Annotated in this window: 11 protein-coding genes and 3 pseudogenes; 4 read left to right on the plus strand and 10 right to left on the minus strand. The window is 67.3% G+C overall.

Annotated elements, in window-relative coordinates; genetic code table 11:
- Positions 1 to 268 precede the first annotated feature (268 nt).
- A complete protein-coding gene (locus ACWD3C_RS46185; RefSeq protein WP_451154430.1) occupies positions 269 to 1,900 on the minus strand; it encodes an ISAzo13 family transposase in 1,632 nt (543 codons plus the stop codon).
- 64 nt (positions 1,901 to 1,964) lie between these two features.
- Between ACWD3C_RS46185 and ACWD3C_RS46190 the strand changes: the two genes are divergently transcribed.
- Together ACWD3C_RS46190 and ACWD3C_RS46195 are read left to right on the plus strand one after the other, a co-directional pair.
- Complete coding sequence (locus ACWD3C_RS46190) at positions 1,965 to 2,432, plus strand: NUDIX hydrolase (RefSeq protein ID WP_451154432.1); 468 nt, start codon at positions 1,965 to 1,967, stop codon at positions 2,430 to 2,432.
- Positions 2,433 to 2,635: 203 nt separating this feature from the next.
- Positions 2,636 to 2,842, plus strand: a complete 207-nt coding sequence (locus ACWD3C_RS46195; RefSeq protein WP_451154434.1) for a hypothetical protein — start codon at positions 2,636 to 2,638, stop codon at positions 2,840 to 2,842.
- 87 nt (positions 2,843 to 2,929) lie between these two features.
- On the opposite strand, the pseudogene ACWD3C_RS46200 reads toward ACWD3C_RS46195, so the two are convergent.
- A pseudogene (locus ACWD3C_RS46200) lies at positions 2,930 to 3,031 on the minus strand (hypothetical protein); the annotation flags it as partial.
- Between the two features lie 229 nt (positions 3,032 to 3,260).
- Here ACWD3C_RS46200 and ACWD3C_RS46205 point away from each other — a divergent pair.
- Both ACWD3C_RS46205 and ACWD3C_RS46210 read left to right on the plus strand, forming a co-directional pair.
- Positions 3,261 to 3,899: an RNA polymerase sigma factor gene (locus ACWD3C_RS46205; protein WP_451154450.1), complete on the plus strand. Its 639-nt coding sequence runs from the start codon at positions 3,261 to 3,263 to the stop codon at positions 3,897 to 3,899.
- Positions 3,896 to 4,930, plus strand: coding sequence for a CU044_5270 family protein (locus tag ACWD3C_RS46210; RefSeq protein WP_451154436.1), 1,035 nt, complete (start codon positions 3,896 to 3,898; stop codon positions 4,928 to 4,930). Before ACWD3C_RS46205 ends, ACWD3C_RS46210 begins: the two co-directional genes overlap by 4 nt.
- A gap of 556 nt (positions 4,931 to 5,486) precedes the next feature.
- Here ACWD3C_RS46210 and ACWD3C_RS46215 read toward each other — a convergent pair.
- The 8 genes and pseudogenes from ACWD3C_RS46215 to ACWD3C_RS46250 form a co-directional block, all read right to left on the minus strand.
- A complete protein-coding gene (locus ACWD3C_RS46215; RefSeq protein ID WP_451154438.1) occupies positions 5,487 to 6,263 on the minus strand; it encodes a hypothetical protein in 777 nt (258 codons plus the stop codon).
- Positions 6,263 to 10,171 carry an SGNH/GDSL hydrolase family protein gene (locus tag ACWD3C_RS46220; RefSeq protein ID WP_451154440.1) on the minus strand — a complete coding sequence of 1,303 codons (3,909 nt, stop codon included), beginning with the start codon at positions 10,169 to 10,171 and terminating at the stop codon, positions 6,263 to 6,265. Before ACWD3C_RS46220 ends, ACWD3C_RS46215 begins: the two co-directional genes overlap by 1 nt.
- A gap of 114 nt (positions 10,172 to 10,285) precedes the next feature.
- Positions 10,286 to 10,599: pseudogene (locus ACWD3C_RS46225) on the minus strand (ABC transporter permease); the annotation flags it as partial.
- 179 nt (positions 10,600 to 10,778) lie between these two features.
- Positions 10,779 to 11,450, minus strand: a complete 672-nt coding sequence (locus ACWD3C_RS46230) for a peptidase inhibitor family I36 protein (protein WP_451154442.1) — start codon at positions 11,448 to 11,450, stop codon at positions 10,779 to 10,781.
- A 471-nt stretch (positions 11,451 to 11,921) separates the two neighbouring features.
- Complete coding sequence (locus ACWD3C_RS46235; RefSeq protein ID WP_451154444.1) at positions 11,922 to 12,362, minus strand: hypothetical protein; 441 nt, start codon at positions 12,360 to 12,362, stop codon at positions 11,922 to 11,924.
- A complete protein-coding gene (locus tag ACWD3C_RS46240; RefSeq protein ID WP_451154446.1) occupies positions 12,359 to 12,760 on the minus strand; it encodes a DUF6009 family protein in 402 nt (133 codons plus the stop codon). The genes ACWD3C_RS46235 and ACWD3C_RS46240 overlap by 4 nt, the downstream gene beginning before the upstream one ends.
- Positions 12,757 to 14,274, minus strand: a complete 1,518-nt coding sequence (locus ACWD3C_RS46245; RefSeq protein ID WP_451154448.1) for a DNA primase family protein — start codon at positions 14,272 to 14,274, stop codon at positions 12,757 to 12,759. Before ACWD3C_RS46245 ends, ACWD3C_RS46240 begins: the two co-directional genes overlap by 4 nt.
- Positions 14,271 to 14,715: pseudogene (locus ACWD3C_RS46250) on the minus strand (bifunctional DNA primase/polymerase); the annotation flags it as partial. The pseudogene ACWD3C_RS46250 and the gene ACWD3C_RS46245, both read right to left, overlap by 4 nt.

Raw genomic sequence — 14,715 nt, forward strand, 5'->3', positions numbered from 1 at the left:
TGTCTCAGTAATCCCCACCCTCATTGGAAGCCCGTGGGCCTCATCGATGAGAGTCCCGCTATTGAGCGCTTGGCGTTCCCAGCGTGATGTCGGAAGGGTGCAGATCCAATGAGGGTGTTGTCGATCAGGCCGTGAGTGTGAGTTGGTCGCGGTAGCGGGCCTGGTGGTTGCGGGCGTACTCCTGCTTCTCGTGCCAGGTCCAGTAGGTGTCGAAGTCGCCGTTGGCGCGCAGGGCGGAGGCGTCGATAAATTAATGGAGCGTGTCACGTCAGCCTGTCGTTGATGTTGCGTGCATGACATAGGCGGCGAGTTCGCTGGGGCCGACGAGTCGGATGGGCAGTGGCTCTGCGTGGTGGCCGCGTTGCTGGAGCAGGGGCCGGACCTGCTTGATCAGGGTGCGCATCTGGTTCTCGCCGATGCGGAAGAGGTGGGCGGTCAGTGAGCAGGGCAGCCCGCGCTGATCGAGAACGGCGGCCCAGATCATGCTTTCCACGGCGAGTTTGCGGTGACGGGGGCGCTGGCCGGCGGGGACTTGATCGATCAACATGCGTACGTCCGTGGTGAGTTGATCGAGTGCGTGGCGGGTCATCCCGGTCAGTACGGGGTGGGTTGCCATGGCGGTGTCGAAGGTGTGGGCGTGGCGGGGGTGGGCCCGGCGGGTGGGTGGCTGGAGGGGCACGGCGGGGACACCGGGCTGGGGCGGGATCGTGTAGCTCCACTCGCCGCGGAAGCTGTCGGGGGTGATGGTGAGCGCGGCGGCGTGCTGGGCGTCGATCTCGATGCCGATGGGGTAGGTGCCCTCGTCCAGACGGGCGTTCACGCTCAGCCCGGTGCTCGTGGTGGTGGCCGCGATGAGGTTCAGGGCGACTTCGTAGCTGGTCAGGGGGCGGACCCGCCAGTTCATCGAGATGAATGAGAACAGACGATGCTCCACTTTGTTCCATTTCGACGTGCCGGGCGGTAGGTGGCACACACTAATCTCCAGGCCGGTCCCGGTGGCCAGGGCGGCGAGGTTGGCTTTCCATGCCCTGGCCCGGGAACTGTTGGAGCCTCCACCGTCGGCGGTGATCAGCAGGCGGCGCGCGTTCGGGTAGGCGGCCTGCCCCTCCTCCTTCCACCAGCGGCGCAGGGCGGCCACCGCGAACGCGGCGGTGTCATGGTCGGTGCCCACCACTACGTAGCCGGTGTTGCGTCCGACGTCGTAGATGCCGTAGGGGATCGCGGTGCCGACCGCCTGGGAGGGGAAGTCGTGATCGAGGACCTTCACGGGCCTGCCGGGCGGGGCCCATTCCCGCCCGGCCTGCGCGAACAGCCCGATCTGTTCCTTCTTCTTCGTGTCCACGCTGATCACCGGGTCGCCGGCGTCCAGGAACTGGCGCACCGTGTCGTTGAGGTGGTGGAACTGGGCATCGCGGTCCCGGTGAGAGCTGCCGGCCAGGACCTTGGCGTTGCTCCGCAGGCTGAAGCCCGCCTCCTTCAACAATGCGGCGATCACGTCCCGGCCCACCGCGCGTCCCTGGGCGGCGAGCTCGGTGGCCAGATGCCGCAGCGACTTCGTGGTCCAGGTCAACGGCCCTATCGGGTCACCTTGCGTGCTGTCCTCGACCAGCGCCAGCAGTGCAGCTCGCAGCCCCGGGTCCTTCGCCGCCAGCGCGGGACGCCCCGCACCTCGCCGGCGTACCCGGCCATCGGGCTCGGCATCGTCCTCCAACTCGACAAGGCCCCGGCTGACGCACCCCGTGGAGACCCTCGCGGCCCTGGCGACAGCCGCGATCCCGCCATGTCCGAGTTGCCGCGCTTCCGCCGCATACAGCAGACGACACTGCCGCTCGTTGAGATGCGGAGTCACCGCCTCGAACTTCGCCCGCAACGGACTGATCAACTCATCGAAACGGCCCATATCACATCAACGAGCCCAAGCCCCGGAAGCAACCCGTAAATTCGCGACGCCCCCACTGAACGGCATGACGCCTCCACCCCACCGGGAATCTGCCCGCGCCATCGTCCTCGACGCCGACACCCGCGTCTTACTCCTGCGCTACGACGAGAACGGCGGCTTCTGGGCGACACCCGGCGGCTCACTGGAGGACGGGGAGGACCACACCACAGCGATGCTCCGCGAATTGAGGGAAGAGCTCGGCGTCGACGAGAAGGCGGTCGAGCTCGGGCCCCAGCTCGCGGAGCGCAGCAAGGACCACCTGGTTGGCGGCCGCGAAGTCCGACAGGTCGAGAAGTACTTCCTCATCAGGGTCTCCGCGGCCGACGTTGACCCGGCCCGCGCCACGCAGCCTGACAACATCCGCGAGTACCGTTGGTGGGTCCATACCGAACTGCAGGTCACCCAGGAGACGGTCTATCCGGTAGGCCTTGCTGATCTGGTTGCTGCCGTCGCCGAAGGGCGCATGTCGAAGCGGCCTGTTGTCCTGACCTGACCGGATGAAGACTCCGAGCCTGGGGTTCGACGTGGCCCGAGTGATCGGCGAGGATTCACCGGCAGGTGCGGGAGGGTCCGGGCAGTTGCCAGAGTTCGGCGTCGGGGTCCGGTACCGATGGCTTCGGCGACGTCGTCCCTCCTTACCCCGAATGCCGAGGCGACGGCGTTGGAAACATCGGTTGTGCGGGGCAGCATCGCCTCATGGCCAACTATGTGCCCTCCCCTGACGAGGTGGCCGCCGCGCAGACTCCTGCTGGCGGCTGGACGAAGAAGCAGCTTGCGGAGTGGGGCGTCCCCTGGCCCCCGCCGCCGGGATGGCGCAAGCATCTGGAGACGAAGTGGAGGGGAGATGTCGGCGTACGACCTCATCTGTCCACCCACGTACGAGCTAACGTGTCCAGCTCGTAGCGTGTCGGGGGCTGGTTCGTGCCGTGGATCGGCGATGCCCTCCTTCTGGCGTTCCAGGATCAAGGCGCGTTCGAACTCGGCGAACGCGCCCATGACCGACAGCAGCAACGTGGCCATCGGCGAGTCCTCGCCCGTGAAGGTCAGGCTCTCCTTCACGAACTCCACGCACACTCCCTTGCCGGTCAGCATCCGCACGATACGGCGCAGGTCGTCGAGGGTCTTCTGGGCTGTTTCGGGTCGGTGGCTGTGGCTGGGCAGGTCGTTTCCGCTGGTCTGCCCAGCTTTTTCACGTTTCGGTTCCGGTCGGGCCCCGCTTTCGCTGCCCGTTCAAGGTCCCGATGTTGCTGCCGGTGAAGACGTTGAGGCAATCGTCTGGAACGGAAGTGGAACTAGCGAAGCTCTGTGGACACTTGCAGTCGTGGAGTCTTCACTGAACAAGCGGATCCGGTCGGGCGAGCGCGAGGCGTTCGCCGAGATCTTCGATCAACATGCGCGGGTGGTCTACGCCCATGCCATACGCACAACGGGCGATTGGGCCGCCGCTGAGGATGTGATGTCACTGACCTTCCTGGTGGCCTGGCGGCTGCGCGACAAGTTGCGGGGCGAGGTGGTCAGCGTCAGGCCTTGGTTGCTGGGCATCGCCACGAACGTACTGCGCAACAGGGCGAGAAAGGCACGACGGCATCGGGATGCCATGTCTCGGCTGCCGCCTCACGACGCGTTCCCTGACATCGCGGACGAGGTGGTCGGGCAGCTGGCCGACACGGAACGGCTCGCGGCGGCGGCCACGGCGCTGAGCCGTTTGAAGCGAAGCGAGCGTGAGGTCTTCAGTCTGGTCGTCTGGTCGGGGCTGAGCTATTCGGCGGCCGCTGAGGCCCTTGGCGTACCGACGGGCACGGTCCGCTCCAGGTTGTCGCGCGCCCGGAACAAACTGCGCCGGTTGGTCGAAGCGGAACTGCGGCCAGGTGCGGATGACATGGAACCGGCACCCGCCAGCGGACACACAGCAGTAGGCAGTCCAGCAGAGGCGCTTGCAACCCGAAGGAAGACGCGATGAAGGTCGAGAAGTCCGAAATGGCCGAGCGAGCCGATGCGGCAGCGGTGCTTCCGGCCGCCCCGTATCCCGAGCCGGCACCTGAACTCTTCCACGTGCACAAGCAGAACCTGTTGCGGCAGATCGACCAGCAGACCGGATCGGGTGCTCCCCAACGGGTCGTCCGGCGCAGGCGCGTGGCGATGGTTGTTGCCTCTGCGGCCGTGGCATGCGTCGCGGTCGTCGTGACCGGGCTCAGCATCACGGCCACCGAGCCACCCTCCGAGACGCCGCCCGCATCAAAGGCATCGGTGCAGCTCCTGGAGCAGGCGGCGCTCGCCGCTGTGGCGGATCCTGGTGCGGTTCCTCGCCCTGAGCAGTACACATACGTCAAGGTGACCGGTCACACCACGGCGCTGTCCGAAGGCAAGGACGGAGCGATGGAGCGTCTGCGCCAGGATGAGAGCTACGAGCAGTGGACGTCCGTGGACGGCAGTGATCGCACGATGCAGCGAAAGCCGGGGGGCAGTGCGACCTGGCTGCCGGCGCCGGGGGAGGGCAGCCTGAACCTGCCCACGTACCGCTTTCTGGCAGGGCTTCCGACTGAACCAGGTGCTCTGCTCGAGACTATTTATCGGGATGCGAACCTGAACCACGGGTCGGGCTCGGACTCGACCACCGGGCCGGACCAAGAGGCCTTTGTCACCATCGGCGACTTGCTCCGGGCTTCGGTTGCCCCACCGGACGTGAGCGCTGCCCTCTTCCGCGCTGCGGCCCGCATCCCGGGAGTGATCGTCGTTTCGGACGCAGTGGACGCCGCCGGTCGTCACGGAGTCGCGGTCGCCCGGGAGCATGACGGTGAACGTTTTGAGTGGATCTTCGACAAGGAGACCAAAGAGCTGCTCGGCGAACGCACCGTACTGGTCGAGGACAACGCCTGGGGCAAGGCTGGTACGCCGGTAACCTCCACGGCTGTAACCCAGAGCGGCATCGTCGAAAATGCTGGCCAGAGGCCTGCCCGTGGTTCCAGTCAGGGCAGTCGCTCGGCCGCCTGATCAACCGACCGTGCAACGCCTTTGCGCCTCCGGCCGGGCAGCGCGCGTTCGCTGCCCGTGTCCTTGGCACGCGGTCGTCGCCCGGGGTACCGACGTAATTCGCTGACCTGGGGCGCCACATGATCGTCCGCGAGTTCGTTCCGGACTTTACCTGGCTTACATCGTGTCAAGACTGGATGAACCGGACATCGCCCACGGTCGTCGTGAGCTGCGTATACCCGGCGTTCATGCTGGTCAACGAATTACGTCGGCACCCCCGCCCTTGGTATGCAGCGGTTGCTCGGACCAAGCGTGAGTGCGTAGTGGCAAAAAGAACCCCTGCTCGATGAGCTTCTTCCTGTTCGGGGCATGATCGCGAAGGGGTAGGGCAGGCAGCGGACGGTTGTTGTCGACCCTGGAGGGTGCGATGCCGTCGGTGATCAGCCTGCTCGAACAGCGGGAGGCGCGGGCGCAGGAGGAGCTTCAGTCGTGGCTGGAGGTGCCGAGCCAGGCCACACTCAGGGCTTTCGCCCAGGGTGTGGTCCTGCCTCGTTGCTCGGGTGTCATGGCCGCAGGCTCAGCAGGAAGGTACAGGAATCGCGGTGGCGGAATGCTGTCCGTCGTCGCCGGGGACGGGTCGGGTGAAGCGGTAGCACTGGTCGACCGTCGTGCCCGGGCTGGAGACGAGGATGGAGACGGTCGCCGTGTTCCCCTCGCGCACCGCGCTCTTGACGTCGTAGGAGCGCAGCCGTCCGGTGGGGTCGAGGGCCTTCTGCACGCCGGTGCGCGTCAGCTCCTCGACAGGCATGCTCGAGATACGCGTCCGCGTCAGGCTGACCAGGCCGCCGATCTCGGTGCTTGGACGACACACATCGTCGTACCGCTTGGAGACCTGTGAGGTCCACGCCTGGTCGGCGCGGTGGGTGTAGGTGAAGACCAGGCACTGGGTCACCTGGACGGGCCCTCCTCCGAGGAGGACTACGTCTTCGTCGTACTGGGCGGACTTGGCGGCCGTGGCGGTGAACTCGCGGCGGGACGCGTCATAGGTGATCACGGGAGCTTCGGTGTGCCGCCAGATCACCTCGGTGAGTACGTCGGCGTCGGTGGCGCCGCTCGTGTCGAGTACCCGGGCCGTGTCGTCCGCCGTGGCACGGGCCTGCTCCAGGATCGATGCGAGTGCCTTCTCCCTGCGCTCGCTGTTGACGTTCCCGGCGTGCCAGGCCGAGTACCACAACCAGGCGACGACGACGCCGAGGACGATGATCAGTGCGATCAGGACGGTCAGGCAGCCGGTGGTCACGAGGCGGTTCGCCCGCCCCGTGACCACCGCACTGCCAGTCTTGTCAGGTTCCACTAGCTGCCTTTGTACCCCATGTCGGCCAGTGACTGCTCCATGACCCGGGCGTAGCCCGTGGTGCCAGCGTTCTTCGGGTGGAACGACTCGAGGCTGGAACAGATGTCGTCCCCGGGCCAGGGCAGGCAGGGGACCTGGTTGGCCGGGTCCCCGTCGTGGAAATCGCCATCGCCGTTCGGGCCCGCCACGATGCGGTTGATCCACTCGTCGCTGTCACAGATTCCGTGTCCCCGGAACGCGGGGATCGGATCGGCGAAAGCCACCTTGAGCCCCGCCTTGCTCAACTCGTCCACCTTGGCAGTCTGCTTGTCGCGGACGTAGTCGGCCAGGTAGTTCAGAGCGTCGAAGTCAGCTGTCACGCAGGGCTCGTCACTGACCAGGCGGGGGTAGCCCATGAGCACGATCTGCGCGTTCGGCGCGGCGCTCGCGATCTGACGGATGAGCACCCCGGTGTCCGTGACCGCTTGGTCGGCCTTGCCCGTGTAGTCGGCCGGGTCGCACACCCCGATGACGTAGCAGTTGATGACGGCGTTGGTGAAGTTGTCGCCGTCGTTTCCGCCAATGGTCAGCATGACCAGTGTGGTGTCCGAACTGAGGACACCGGAGTCGATCTGGCTCTTCTCGTGGTAGTTGCCGATCCTTCCCCATGGTGTGGGGTCTCCTGTCGTCAACTGCCAGGTGTGCGCGCCGGAGCAGCTGACGTCCAGGAAGTCGACGGTGGTGCTGTCACTGTCCGCAAGTCCGCCGAGGCTGGTGCTCTGGCCGGGCAACAGGACTTTGCGCGGCCAGGAGTTGGCGCTGCGTCGGCAGGCGTTCCAGCTGTTCTCCCCGTGGTCCCTGTCGGACTCGGGTGAGTAGGCTCCGGCACCTTCACCGGAGGTGTAGGAGTCGCCCATGGCGACGACCATGTGCTGGGGCTTGGCCGACAGTGTCTGGAAGGCGACGGCGTCCCAGGCGACGTCCTCGTCGGCGGTGCCGTCCTCGGTGGTGTTCGTCAGGGTTATGCGCGGTGTCCCGGTGAAGCGGTAGACACCCAGCTCCACCCAGGTGTTCTCGTTGTAGTGGGTGTTGATGTAGCGGTGACGTTCACCGCCCGCGACGCCCTCGATGACGTAGTGGGCCTGCTGGGTGTGGGCTCCGGTGTCCGGCTGGTGCGCGAAAACACGGGCCCACTCCACACTCCGGCCGAGGGTCCATGTGCCGTCGATGGTCATCCGGCCGCCGGCGCCGCCGAGATGAGCGGTGTCGCGGGTGTGGGTGTACCAGAAATGACCGCCGTAGCCGCCGCCGATCTGGTGCAGATCGCCCTTGGCCTCGTACTCGTTGTCGGAGTCGGAGTAGAAGGAGAACTGGAAGCTGCCGTCCGAGTCTGCCGTGCCGCAGTCGCTCCAGGTAGGGTTGCCGTCCTTGATCGCCTCGACGATCAGGGCCCCGGCAGGCAGCCCATTGGTGGAACATTCGGGGGTGCCGTACCGGAGGCGGTAGCCGCGGCCCGGCTCCGAGCGCAGGGTCACGTACTTGATGTTCTCGTGCCCGCAGCTTCTGTCGCAGTCCTCCTTCCACGTCACGTTCGGTTCGTGGTACCAGTGCTCGGTGTAGCAGGCGACCGTGTCGCACTCAGGCGGGCTGTCGGCGTCGCAGTCGTTCGCGGCGTTGCAGAAGGTGTCCAGGTCCGGCTTGATGAAGCTGCGCTGGAGGTCGTTGACCCACCAGGCGGGCCGGAACCCGGCCGAGGCGAACCCGGACTCCCCGGGCCAGTCCTGCCGTCCGGAGGTGGAGTAGGAGTAACCGGCGTCGATGGACCAGGCGGCCCAGCCCATCACCTTCTCCTGGTACGGCCAGTCCTGCGGGTGCGCCGCGTCATGGTTGGCGTCCGGGTTGACGCTGGTGTCCAGGAACGGCAGCCGGGACGGCGGGTAGATGGGGTTGGCCGGGTTGTTGTACCAGCCCAGGCCCCACGGCTCGCTCGGGGCACCGGCCGGGTTGAAACCGAGGTTGTAGTTCCACAGTGCGGCGAACCAGTTCTCCGGCTTGGCGGGGTCGTCGTTGTTGATGGTGATGGTCTGCCCGTCGGTGTGGAGCTCGTTCCACTTGTCGGCGAGGATGTACATGGAGGCGGCGATGTTGACCGTGTAGTCGAGGGCGACGGCCCGCTGCACGTTCGGGTCCAGGCCGGTCTCGCCGGGCTTCTCTCGTCCGGCCATACGCATGCCGTCGGTGACCTGTCCGACACCGTAGCCGCAGTCGGACTCGTCCCAGTTGATCTTCCAGTACTCGTCGGACGTGCTGCCGCTGTGGCCGTAGAAGCCGGCCACGGCCGCGAGCGGGTTGCCCATCTGGCCCGGTACCGCCCCCGACTCCGCCTGCCACAGGTTCGACTCCTGGGCGAGCACGCCCAGGATGACCTGGGCGGGGATACGTCCGCCGCCGTTCAGCGTCGGTGGCGGGAACAGCCCCTGCGGGTCGATCGTGCCCAGGCCGGCCTGGGAGCGCCAGCCGCCCTGCCGGAGCCAGCCGGAGCGCAGTTCACCGCGCACGGCCATGTCGACGGCCCACTCGACCTGGTTCGGGGTCGGCTGCAGTGCCTGGCTACCCACGTCATTGCGGGGTACAGAGCACCAGCGGTCGGTGTCGATCGGGTTGGTGGAGACACTGGCGGCTGCGGCGGTACGCATCAGCTGGGTGCGCGCCCCGCCATCACTACTGGTGTCGAGGGCGGGCGAGAGGGCGCCATTGCCTAATCCGCTGCCCTGGTCCGTCACGGACTGCGTGACCTTCTTCCCGGTCGCCGTCGCTGTGGAGGTCACCGTCAGCGGCTCCTCGTCACCAGTCTGCGGCGGCTGCGCACTGCCGTCCTGCGGCACCGGTTCCGCGTTCGTGAAGTCCCGCCCAGCGCCCTGAATCCGCTCCAGACCGGCGCGGACTCCGGGCGAGAGGACCGGGTCGACGGCCAGCCGTCCATGGCTGGAGACATCGGCGTCGGCGGACGCGTCGAGTGCCGTGACCCCTGTTCCCTCGGTGCGCGGTGTGCCGGAGGGGTGACCGGTGAGGAACACCCGACCCGTGCCGCCTTGTCTCAGGGCGAGGTCTCCGAGCTTGCCCGAGGCGAGCGTCGACGGGTTCCCCTGCCCTCGCCACAGTCTGGCGTGTGCGATGTCGTCGTTCTCGCGGTCGAGGAAAGCAACCTGGTCCTTGCCTGCCACCCGGATCTCGAACGGCACGTTCTCAGTGTCGGCCAGGTTCTCGACCTTTCCCGACCGGTCGATGTGTACCAGGTGGTGGCCGCGCGCGGCGATCGCACCGTCCGCGACCGGAACGGCGGAGGTCACCTGCCCCGTGGCGACCGTGTCGGCAACGGTGTCACCGGACGTGTCGACGGTGACGATACGGCTCTTGCTGTCCCGGAAGGCCGTGAAGGCGGCCGTATGCGTGTCCGGGTTGCAGGACGGGTCGAAGTAGGCCAAGGACGCGGTGAACGGCAGCTTCGTCACCTCCCCGGTTTCGAGGTCGACGATGGCAGTGAACGCACCGCCCTGCATCAGGTCCGGTTGGTTGGTGAAAGTGCGGGGCGCGTAGGCGACCGCGACGTGCGAGCGATCCATGACGCACTCGTTGCCGATCCACGTGTCCGCCGACATGCCCGGCTCGGCCAGGACAGCAGCGGTCTGCCACGCGTACGCCTCGGCGCTGTCCGCAGTGAGGATGCGCAGGCCGTCGGCGTCGGCCACGGAAGTGACAGCCCGGTCCGGCGAAGTCTTCCAGCCTCGGCCGAGTTTCTTGCCCGGATTCACGACGTGGCCCGGAGGCGTCGGCGCGGCCTGTGCGCTGTCTCGGCCAGGCTCGGGTGCCGCGGTCGCCGGCCCGGCGGCCTGCAGGAGGCCGCCGGTCAGCGCAGCACACGCCGCCACGGCGGCCCATCCTCTTCTGTATCGGCTTCTTCGTCGTTTCAAGAGTTCTCCAAGGCAGAAAGGAGCAGTTGACTGGACGAACTCCGCGGCCGCACCGGTGCCTGGGGCATCGGCTCAGCCGCGGAGAACTTCGGCGGACCGGATGCGGGCGGCGCGCCAGGCCGGATAGAGGCCGGTGACCAGCCCGATGACTGGGGCGATAGTGCCGATGAGGGACGGAATGACGGGGGTCCACTGGCGGGTAACGGGCCATGACGAGGACGGTCAGCGTGTTCAGGGTGGTGCCGATCAGCCCGCCCGCGCGCCGAGGGCCGCGGACTCGGTGAGGAACTGAGCGGTGATGTGCCGGCCCGCGCGCCGAGCGCCCGGCGCAGCCTGATCTCCCCGGTTCGTTCCAGTACTGCAACCAGGGTGGTGTTGGCGACGCCGGCGCACACCGTCCGGAAAGCTGGGGGACGATACACTCCGCAGGTCGCAGCGCAACGCGAGCGGCGACCGAATCCCACAACTCGTCAGAACCGGCCGCTGCCGCGACAGATCAGCACTCATGAAAACGACGATGCCGCGGCTCACCCACAGGCCACCTGAGACATCGTCGAATTCACAGCTACAGCTTCAAGTAGTCGGCCTTGTCATTGAAACTTCCCCCGGTCGGATAGCTGGCATTGATGAAGTTATAGCAGTAGCGGTTAGCGAGAGCCATATACGGGTCGGGAAGGCCGGTCCGGGCGTCATAGACGAGTGCGCCCTCACTGACCCGGTTGACACATCCGGAACTTGCCTTGTCCCTGAAGTTCCAGTCAGCCAACTGCTTGGTGCCGTCCGCAGACCACTGAAGTCTGCGGCCACCACCGTTCCCGTTCTCCCAGAGACAGACGTACGGGAAGGCACAGTCACTAAAGGCCAATATGCCTACGTCGACCTTGGGGGCTACGTCGGCCCTGGCGGCGCGGAGCTTTTCCCCCGCTGGGTCGATGCGCGGAAGAGCCTCATCTGCTTCCTGGACGCTGTCGTAACAGTAGACCTCCCCGCTCGGGACTTCCGTGCAAGCCTGTGCACCGTGCCAACCGTCAGCCAGGTTTATCTGTCTGCCGTTGTAGGTGGCGATGACGGGCTCGCTCTTTTCGAGCTCCGCGTTCAATTCCGCCTCGGCTTCGGGCGTCAGTACGCCAACCTCCGGTATGGGCTCCGCAGCGGGCGCGCTGAGAGCTGTTGTCGTACCAGCCACGACGGCACAAACGGTCGCCGTGAGGGTTACTGCGACACGTGCAATACGCATGTCGACTCTCCTGTGTCATGCGACGAATACAGCTGGTCGCAATTCAACAAGAGCGCGATCCTCTATGTCGCTTAACATTCAAAATCAGTCAAAAGATGGCTCGCGAGGGGGTCTTGCTCACCAGGGCTCCGTCGTTGTCGCGATCGGCCCGACGTAGACGGTATGGGCCTGATACCCCAACTCGGCCGTGATGGTGATCCCGGATGGATCAGCAGATGCACGCAGGCACGGCTCCCGGTGATCACGGAGTGTCGAGTTCGCTGATCACCACAATGGAAGACCGTGCCTGCTGCAACAGCATCGCCCATCCGCCTCTCTGGGCCAACTCGCCGGTTCCGGTCCAGCCACCCCGATGAACTGCACCGGGTTCACCTCACAATGACAACCTGCTGTCCCAGCAGCAGCCGCGGCCGGTGGCCGCCGACAACATCGCCTGCCCACCACAACCGCGCAGATCACAACCGCTCGGGCTCACCCGTCGGGGCCGGTGAACCCGAGGACGAGGGGAGCCTCGCCCAGCAGGCCGTCCGCGATCCAGAACCGCGCGGACAGGACCGTGCGCAGGGCCTGGTTCATGGCGGCCTGCTGGGCATCGCGCAGCTCCAAGGGCAGGTGGTGAGCGGCCGCAGGGTCCTGCTGCCACACCACCCGCAGCGCGCGGCGGCCTTCCGGTACCAGGGCCACTCCCGTCTCTTCCCCGTCCGCGGCCGCCTCGATGTTGTACGACGGCAGGCCGGCCAGCAGCACAGTCTCGAGCACCGCCCGCGCCAGCCGCTCCTGCGCCTCGGTGAGCGCCTCGCCGTCCAGCACGGCCCTGGCTGCGAAGTAGCGCGCCTGCTGCTCGTAGTCCCCGCCACGTGGGTCCATGACCTCTTCTCCCGCTTCCCGCCCTGCGAGCATCTGCGTGGTCACAACGGGAGGGTTATGCCGAGTTCTTGCATGGCGGTCGACGGTGGGCCACCTTCGGAGCGTTCGGTCTTGTAGCCCTTGACACGGGGTTCGAGGGTGCGCGGGTCGACGGCCTCGGCCGGGGCTCCGGTGGCGTACAGACCGTCGGGCTGACTGTCGCGGTCGTGGGGCAGGAGCCAGAAGACGCGGCGGCGGAAGGTGCCGGAGGCGCGGGAGGCTTTCGCCTGGGGGCCGAGGAGGGCATAGCCGACCATGCGGCCGTCGCGGTGGTAGGCGGGTTTGCCCTTGCGGGTGGGCAGCCGGTCCAGGCTCTGGCGGACGTAGTCGAGGTGCTCGATGTCTTCCAGCCACACCAGGTCGGTCTCGTGGCTGATCTCGTCCTCGGTGATCAGGGAGCTCATGCGCCGGCGTCCCTTTCCTGGTCGAGTAGTCCGATGCCCGGGTAGTGCTTGCGCTGGTTGGACAGGATCATCTCCTTGGGCGAGGCCAGTCCCACGAGTTCCCGGGTACGGGCGGCAAACGCCCGCGAGGACACGGCAGGTGCGCCCTCATTCTGGCACCACGACCTGTATGCGGCGTAGAGGGCGGCCTGTTCCGCGCGCAGGTCGGGGCCGAGCGTGCAGCACTCGTCGTAGAAGCGGCCGGTGTGGTCCTCGGTTTCGGCGTACGCGGTGGTGGCGATCCGGACGCGTACGGGTCCGGTGAGGTCCTTGTCACCGGCGAGGTAGCGGCGGGCGCCGTCGATGAGCCAGGCCAGGATCCCGGGGCCTTCCTCGGTGACGAGGATGTCCGCCAGGTTGTCGATCTTCCGGTCGTCGGGCACGACGCGTTCGAAGGGGATGAGCCTCATCCTCCTCCAGAAGGCGAACCCACCGGTGCCGACCTCGGGCCGGTGGTTGCCCAGGAGCCACAGCTTGTGCGTGGGGGCGAAGCTGAAGAAGTCCTGCCGCATCCGGCGGGCTTTGATCCGGTCGCCGCCGGTCAGCAGCTTGACGCGGGCTTCGTCGAACTTGTCGCCGTGTTTGACCTCGCTGCACACGATCACGCGGCGGCCGTGGAGCTCGGCAAGGTCGGTGGGGTGGCCCTCATACGGGCGGGCCATCAGGAAGCCGGGCGGGGCGGCGTCGGCGTAGTCGCCGAGCAGCTTCATCAGCACGTCCAGCAGAACGGATTTGCCGTTCTTGCCGGAGCCGAACAGGAACGGCAGCACCTGGCCGCCGACGTCACCGGTGACGGAGTAGCCCAGCAGCAGCTGGAGGTAGGCGATCATCTCCCGGCCTTCGGCGTCGCCGCCGAAGGTGTCGGTCAAAAACCGCGCCCAGCGCGGGGTGGGCATGGGCGTCGGGCCGATGGTGGTGGAGCGGGAGTGGAAGTCCTTGTTCGGGTCCGGGGTCTTCACCAGTCCGGTCCGCAGGTCCACGATCCCCTCGGGGGTGCACAGGGCGTAGGGGTCGGCGTCCAGGAGGGCGGCGTTGAGGACCATGCCCGGGGCGGCTTTGGCCTGGGTGAGCATGGCGTTCATGCCGGTGGTGGACAGGGCGCGGCGGCGGTGCCGCTGCAGGGCTGTGGTGGTGAACAGTCCGCGGGGGTCGTGGGTGGCGATGGCTTCGGCGAGGTCTCCGGCGGCCCACAGGACGGTGTCGTCCTCGTCGACCTGCCAGCGGGTGGTGTCCCACCGGTACCAGCCGATCCCGGGGACGTGCCGGAAGTCCTGGGCGTACAGCTTGACGAACAGCTTGGCGTTGCCGCGGTCAGTGAGGGTGTCGGGCAGCAGCCCGGCCTCGGTCGCCTCCCCTGTGGAGGGGCGCGGGGCTTCGGCCTGGGCCGGGACCGGCACGCCTGGTTGGGTGCGGATTTGTTCGGCGACGGCTTGAGGGTCGAACTCGAAGAGTGTCTCTGGGCGGGGCGTACTCACGGGCGGCCCTCCTGGTGGAGGGGGCGTTTCAGGCCTGCGGCCAGGCCGCTGCGGATGATCTGCTCGGCGCGGCGTTCCTGACCCGGGCGGGCCGCGGCCGCGCTCTCGGGCAGGGCGCGTTCGGCTTCCTCCTGAGAGAGGCGACCAGCGGCGATGAGGCCGCCGAGGGTGTAGGCGGCCCGGTTAAGGGTGTCGGAGAACCCGGCGCCTTCGGCGATCTGGCCGCAGGCTTCGACGGGTCCCAGGACGGCGGCGAGGGTGCGCGCGGTGCGGCTGCGGCCGCCGCCTGCGGCCAGGACGGCCTGCCGGGCTCGGGGCGGGACCGGGCGCGGCGCGGGGATGTTGGGGGGTTCCGATGTATTTCGGTGACCAGGGATGGTGAGGGGCCGCTCGGTGGCGGATTCCACGCTATGAGTGATCATCTTCCGGGTCTGCGGGCGG

This window comes from Streptomyces sp. NPDC002845, assembly GCF_053591955.1.

Excerpts from the sequence above, each read along its gene's own strand:
- ACWD3C_RS46195 (WP_451154434.1), top strand. The coding sequence starts at position 2,636 with ATGGCCAACTATGTGCCCTCCCCTGACGAGGTGGCCGCCGCGCAGACT.
- ACWD3C_RS46190 (WP_451154432.1), top strand. The coding sequence starts at position 1,965 with ATGACGCCTCCACCCCACCGGGAATCTGCCCGCGCCATCGTCCTCGAC.
- ACWD3C_RS46230 (WP_451154442.1), bottom strand. The coding sequence starts at position 11,450 with ATGCGTATTGCACGTGTCGCAGTAACCCTCACGGCGACCGTTTGTGCC.
- ACWD3C_RS46240 (WP_451154446.1), bottom strand. The coding sequence starts at position 12,760 with ATGAGCTCCCTGATCACCGAGGACGAGATCAGCCACGAGACCGACCTG.
- ACWD3C_RS46185 (WP_451154430.1), bottom strand. The coding sequence starts at position 1,900 with ATGGGCCGTTTCGATGAGTTGATCAGTCCGTTGCGGGCGAAGTTCGAG.
- ACWD3C_RS46210 (WP_451154436.1), top strand. The coding sequence starts at position 3,896 with ATGAAGGTCGAGAAGTCCGAAATGGCCGAGCGAGCCGATGCGGCAGCG.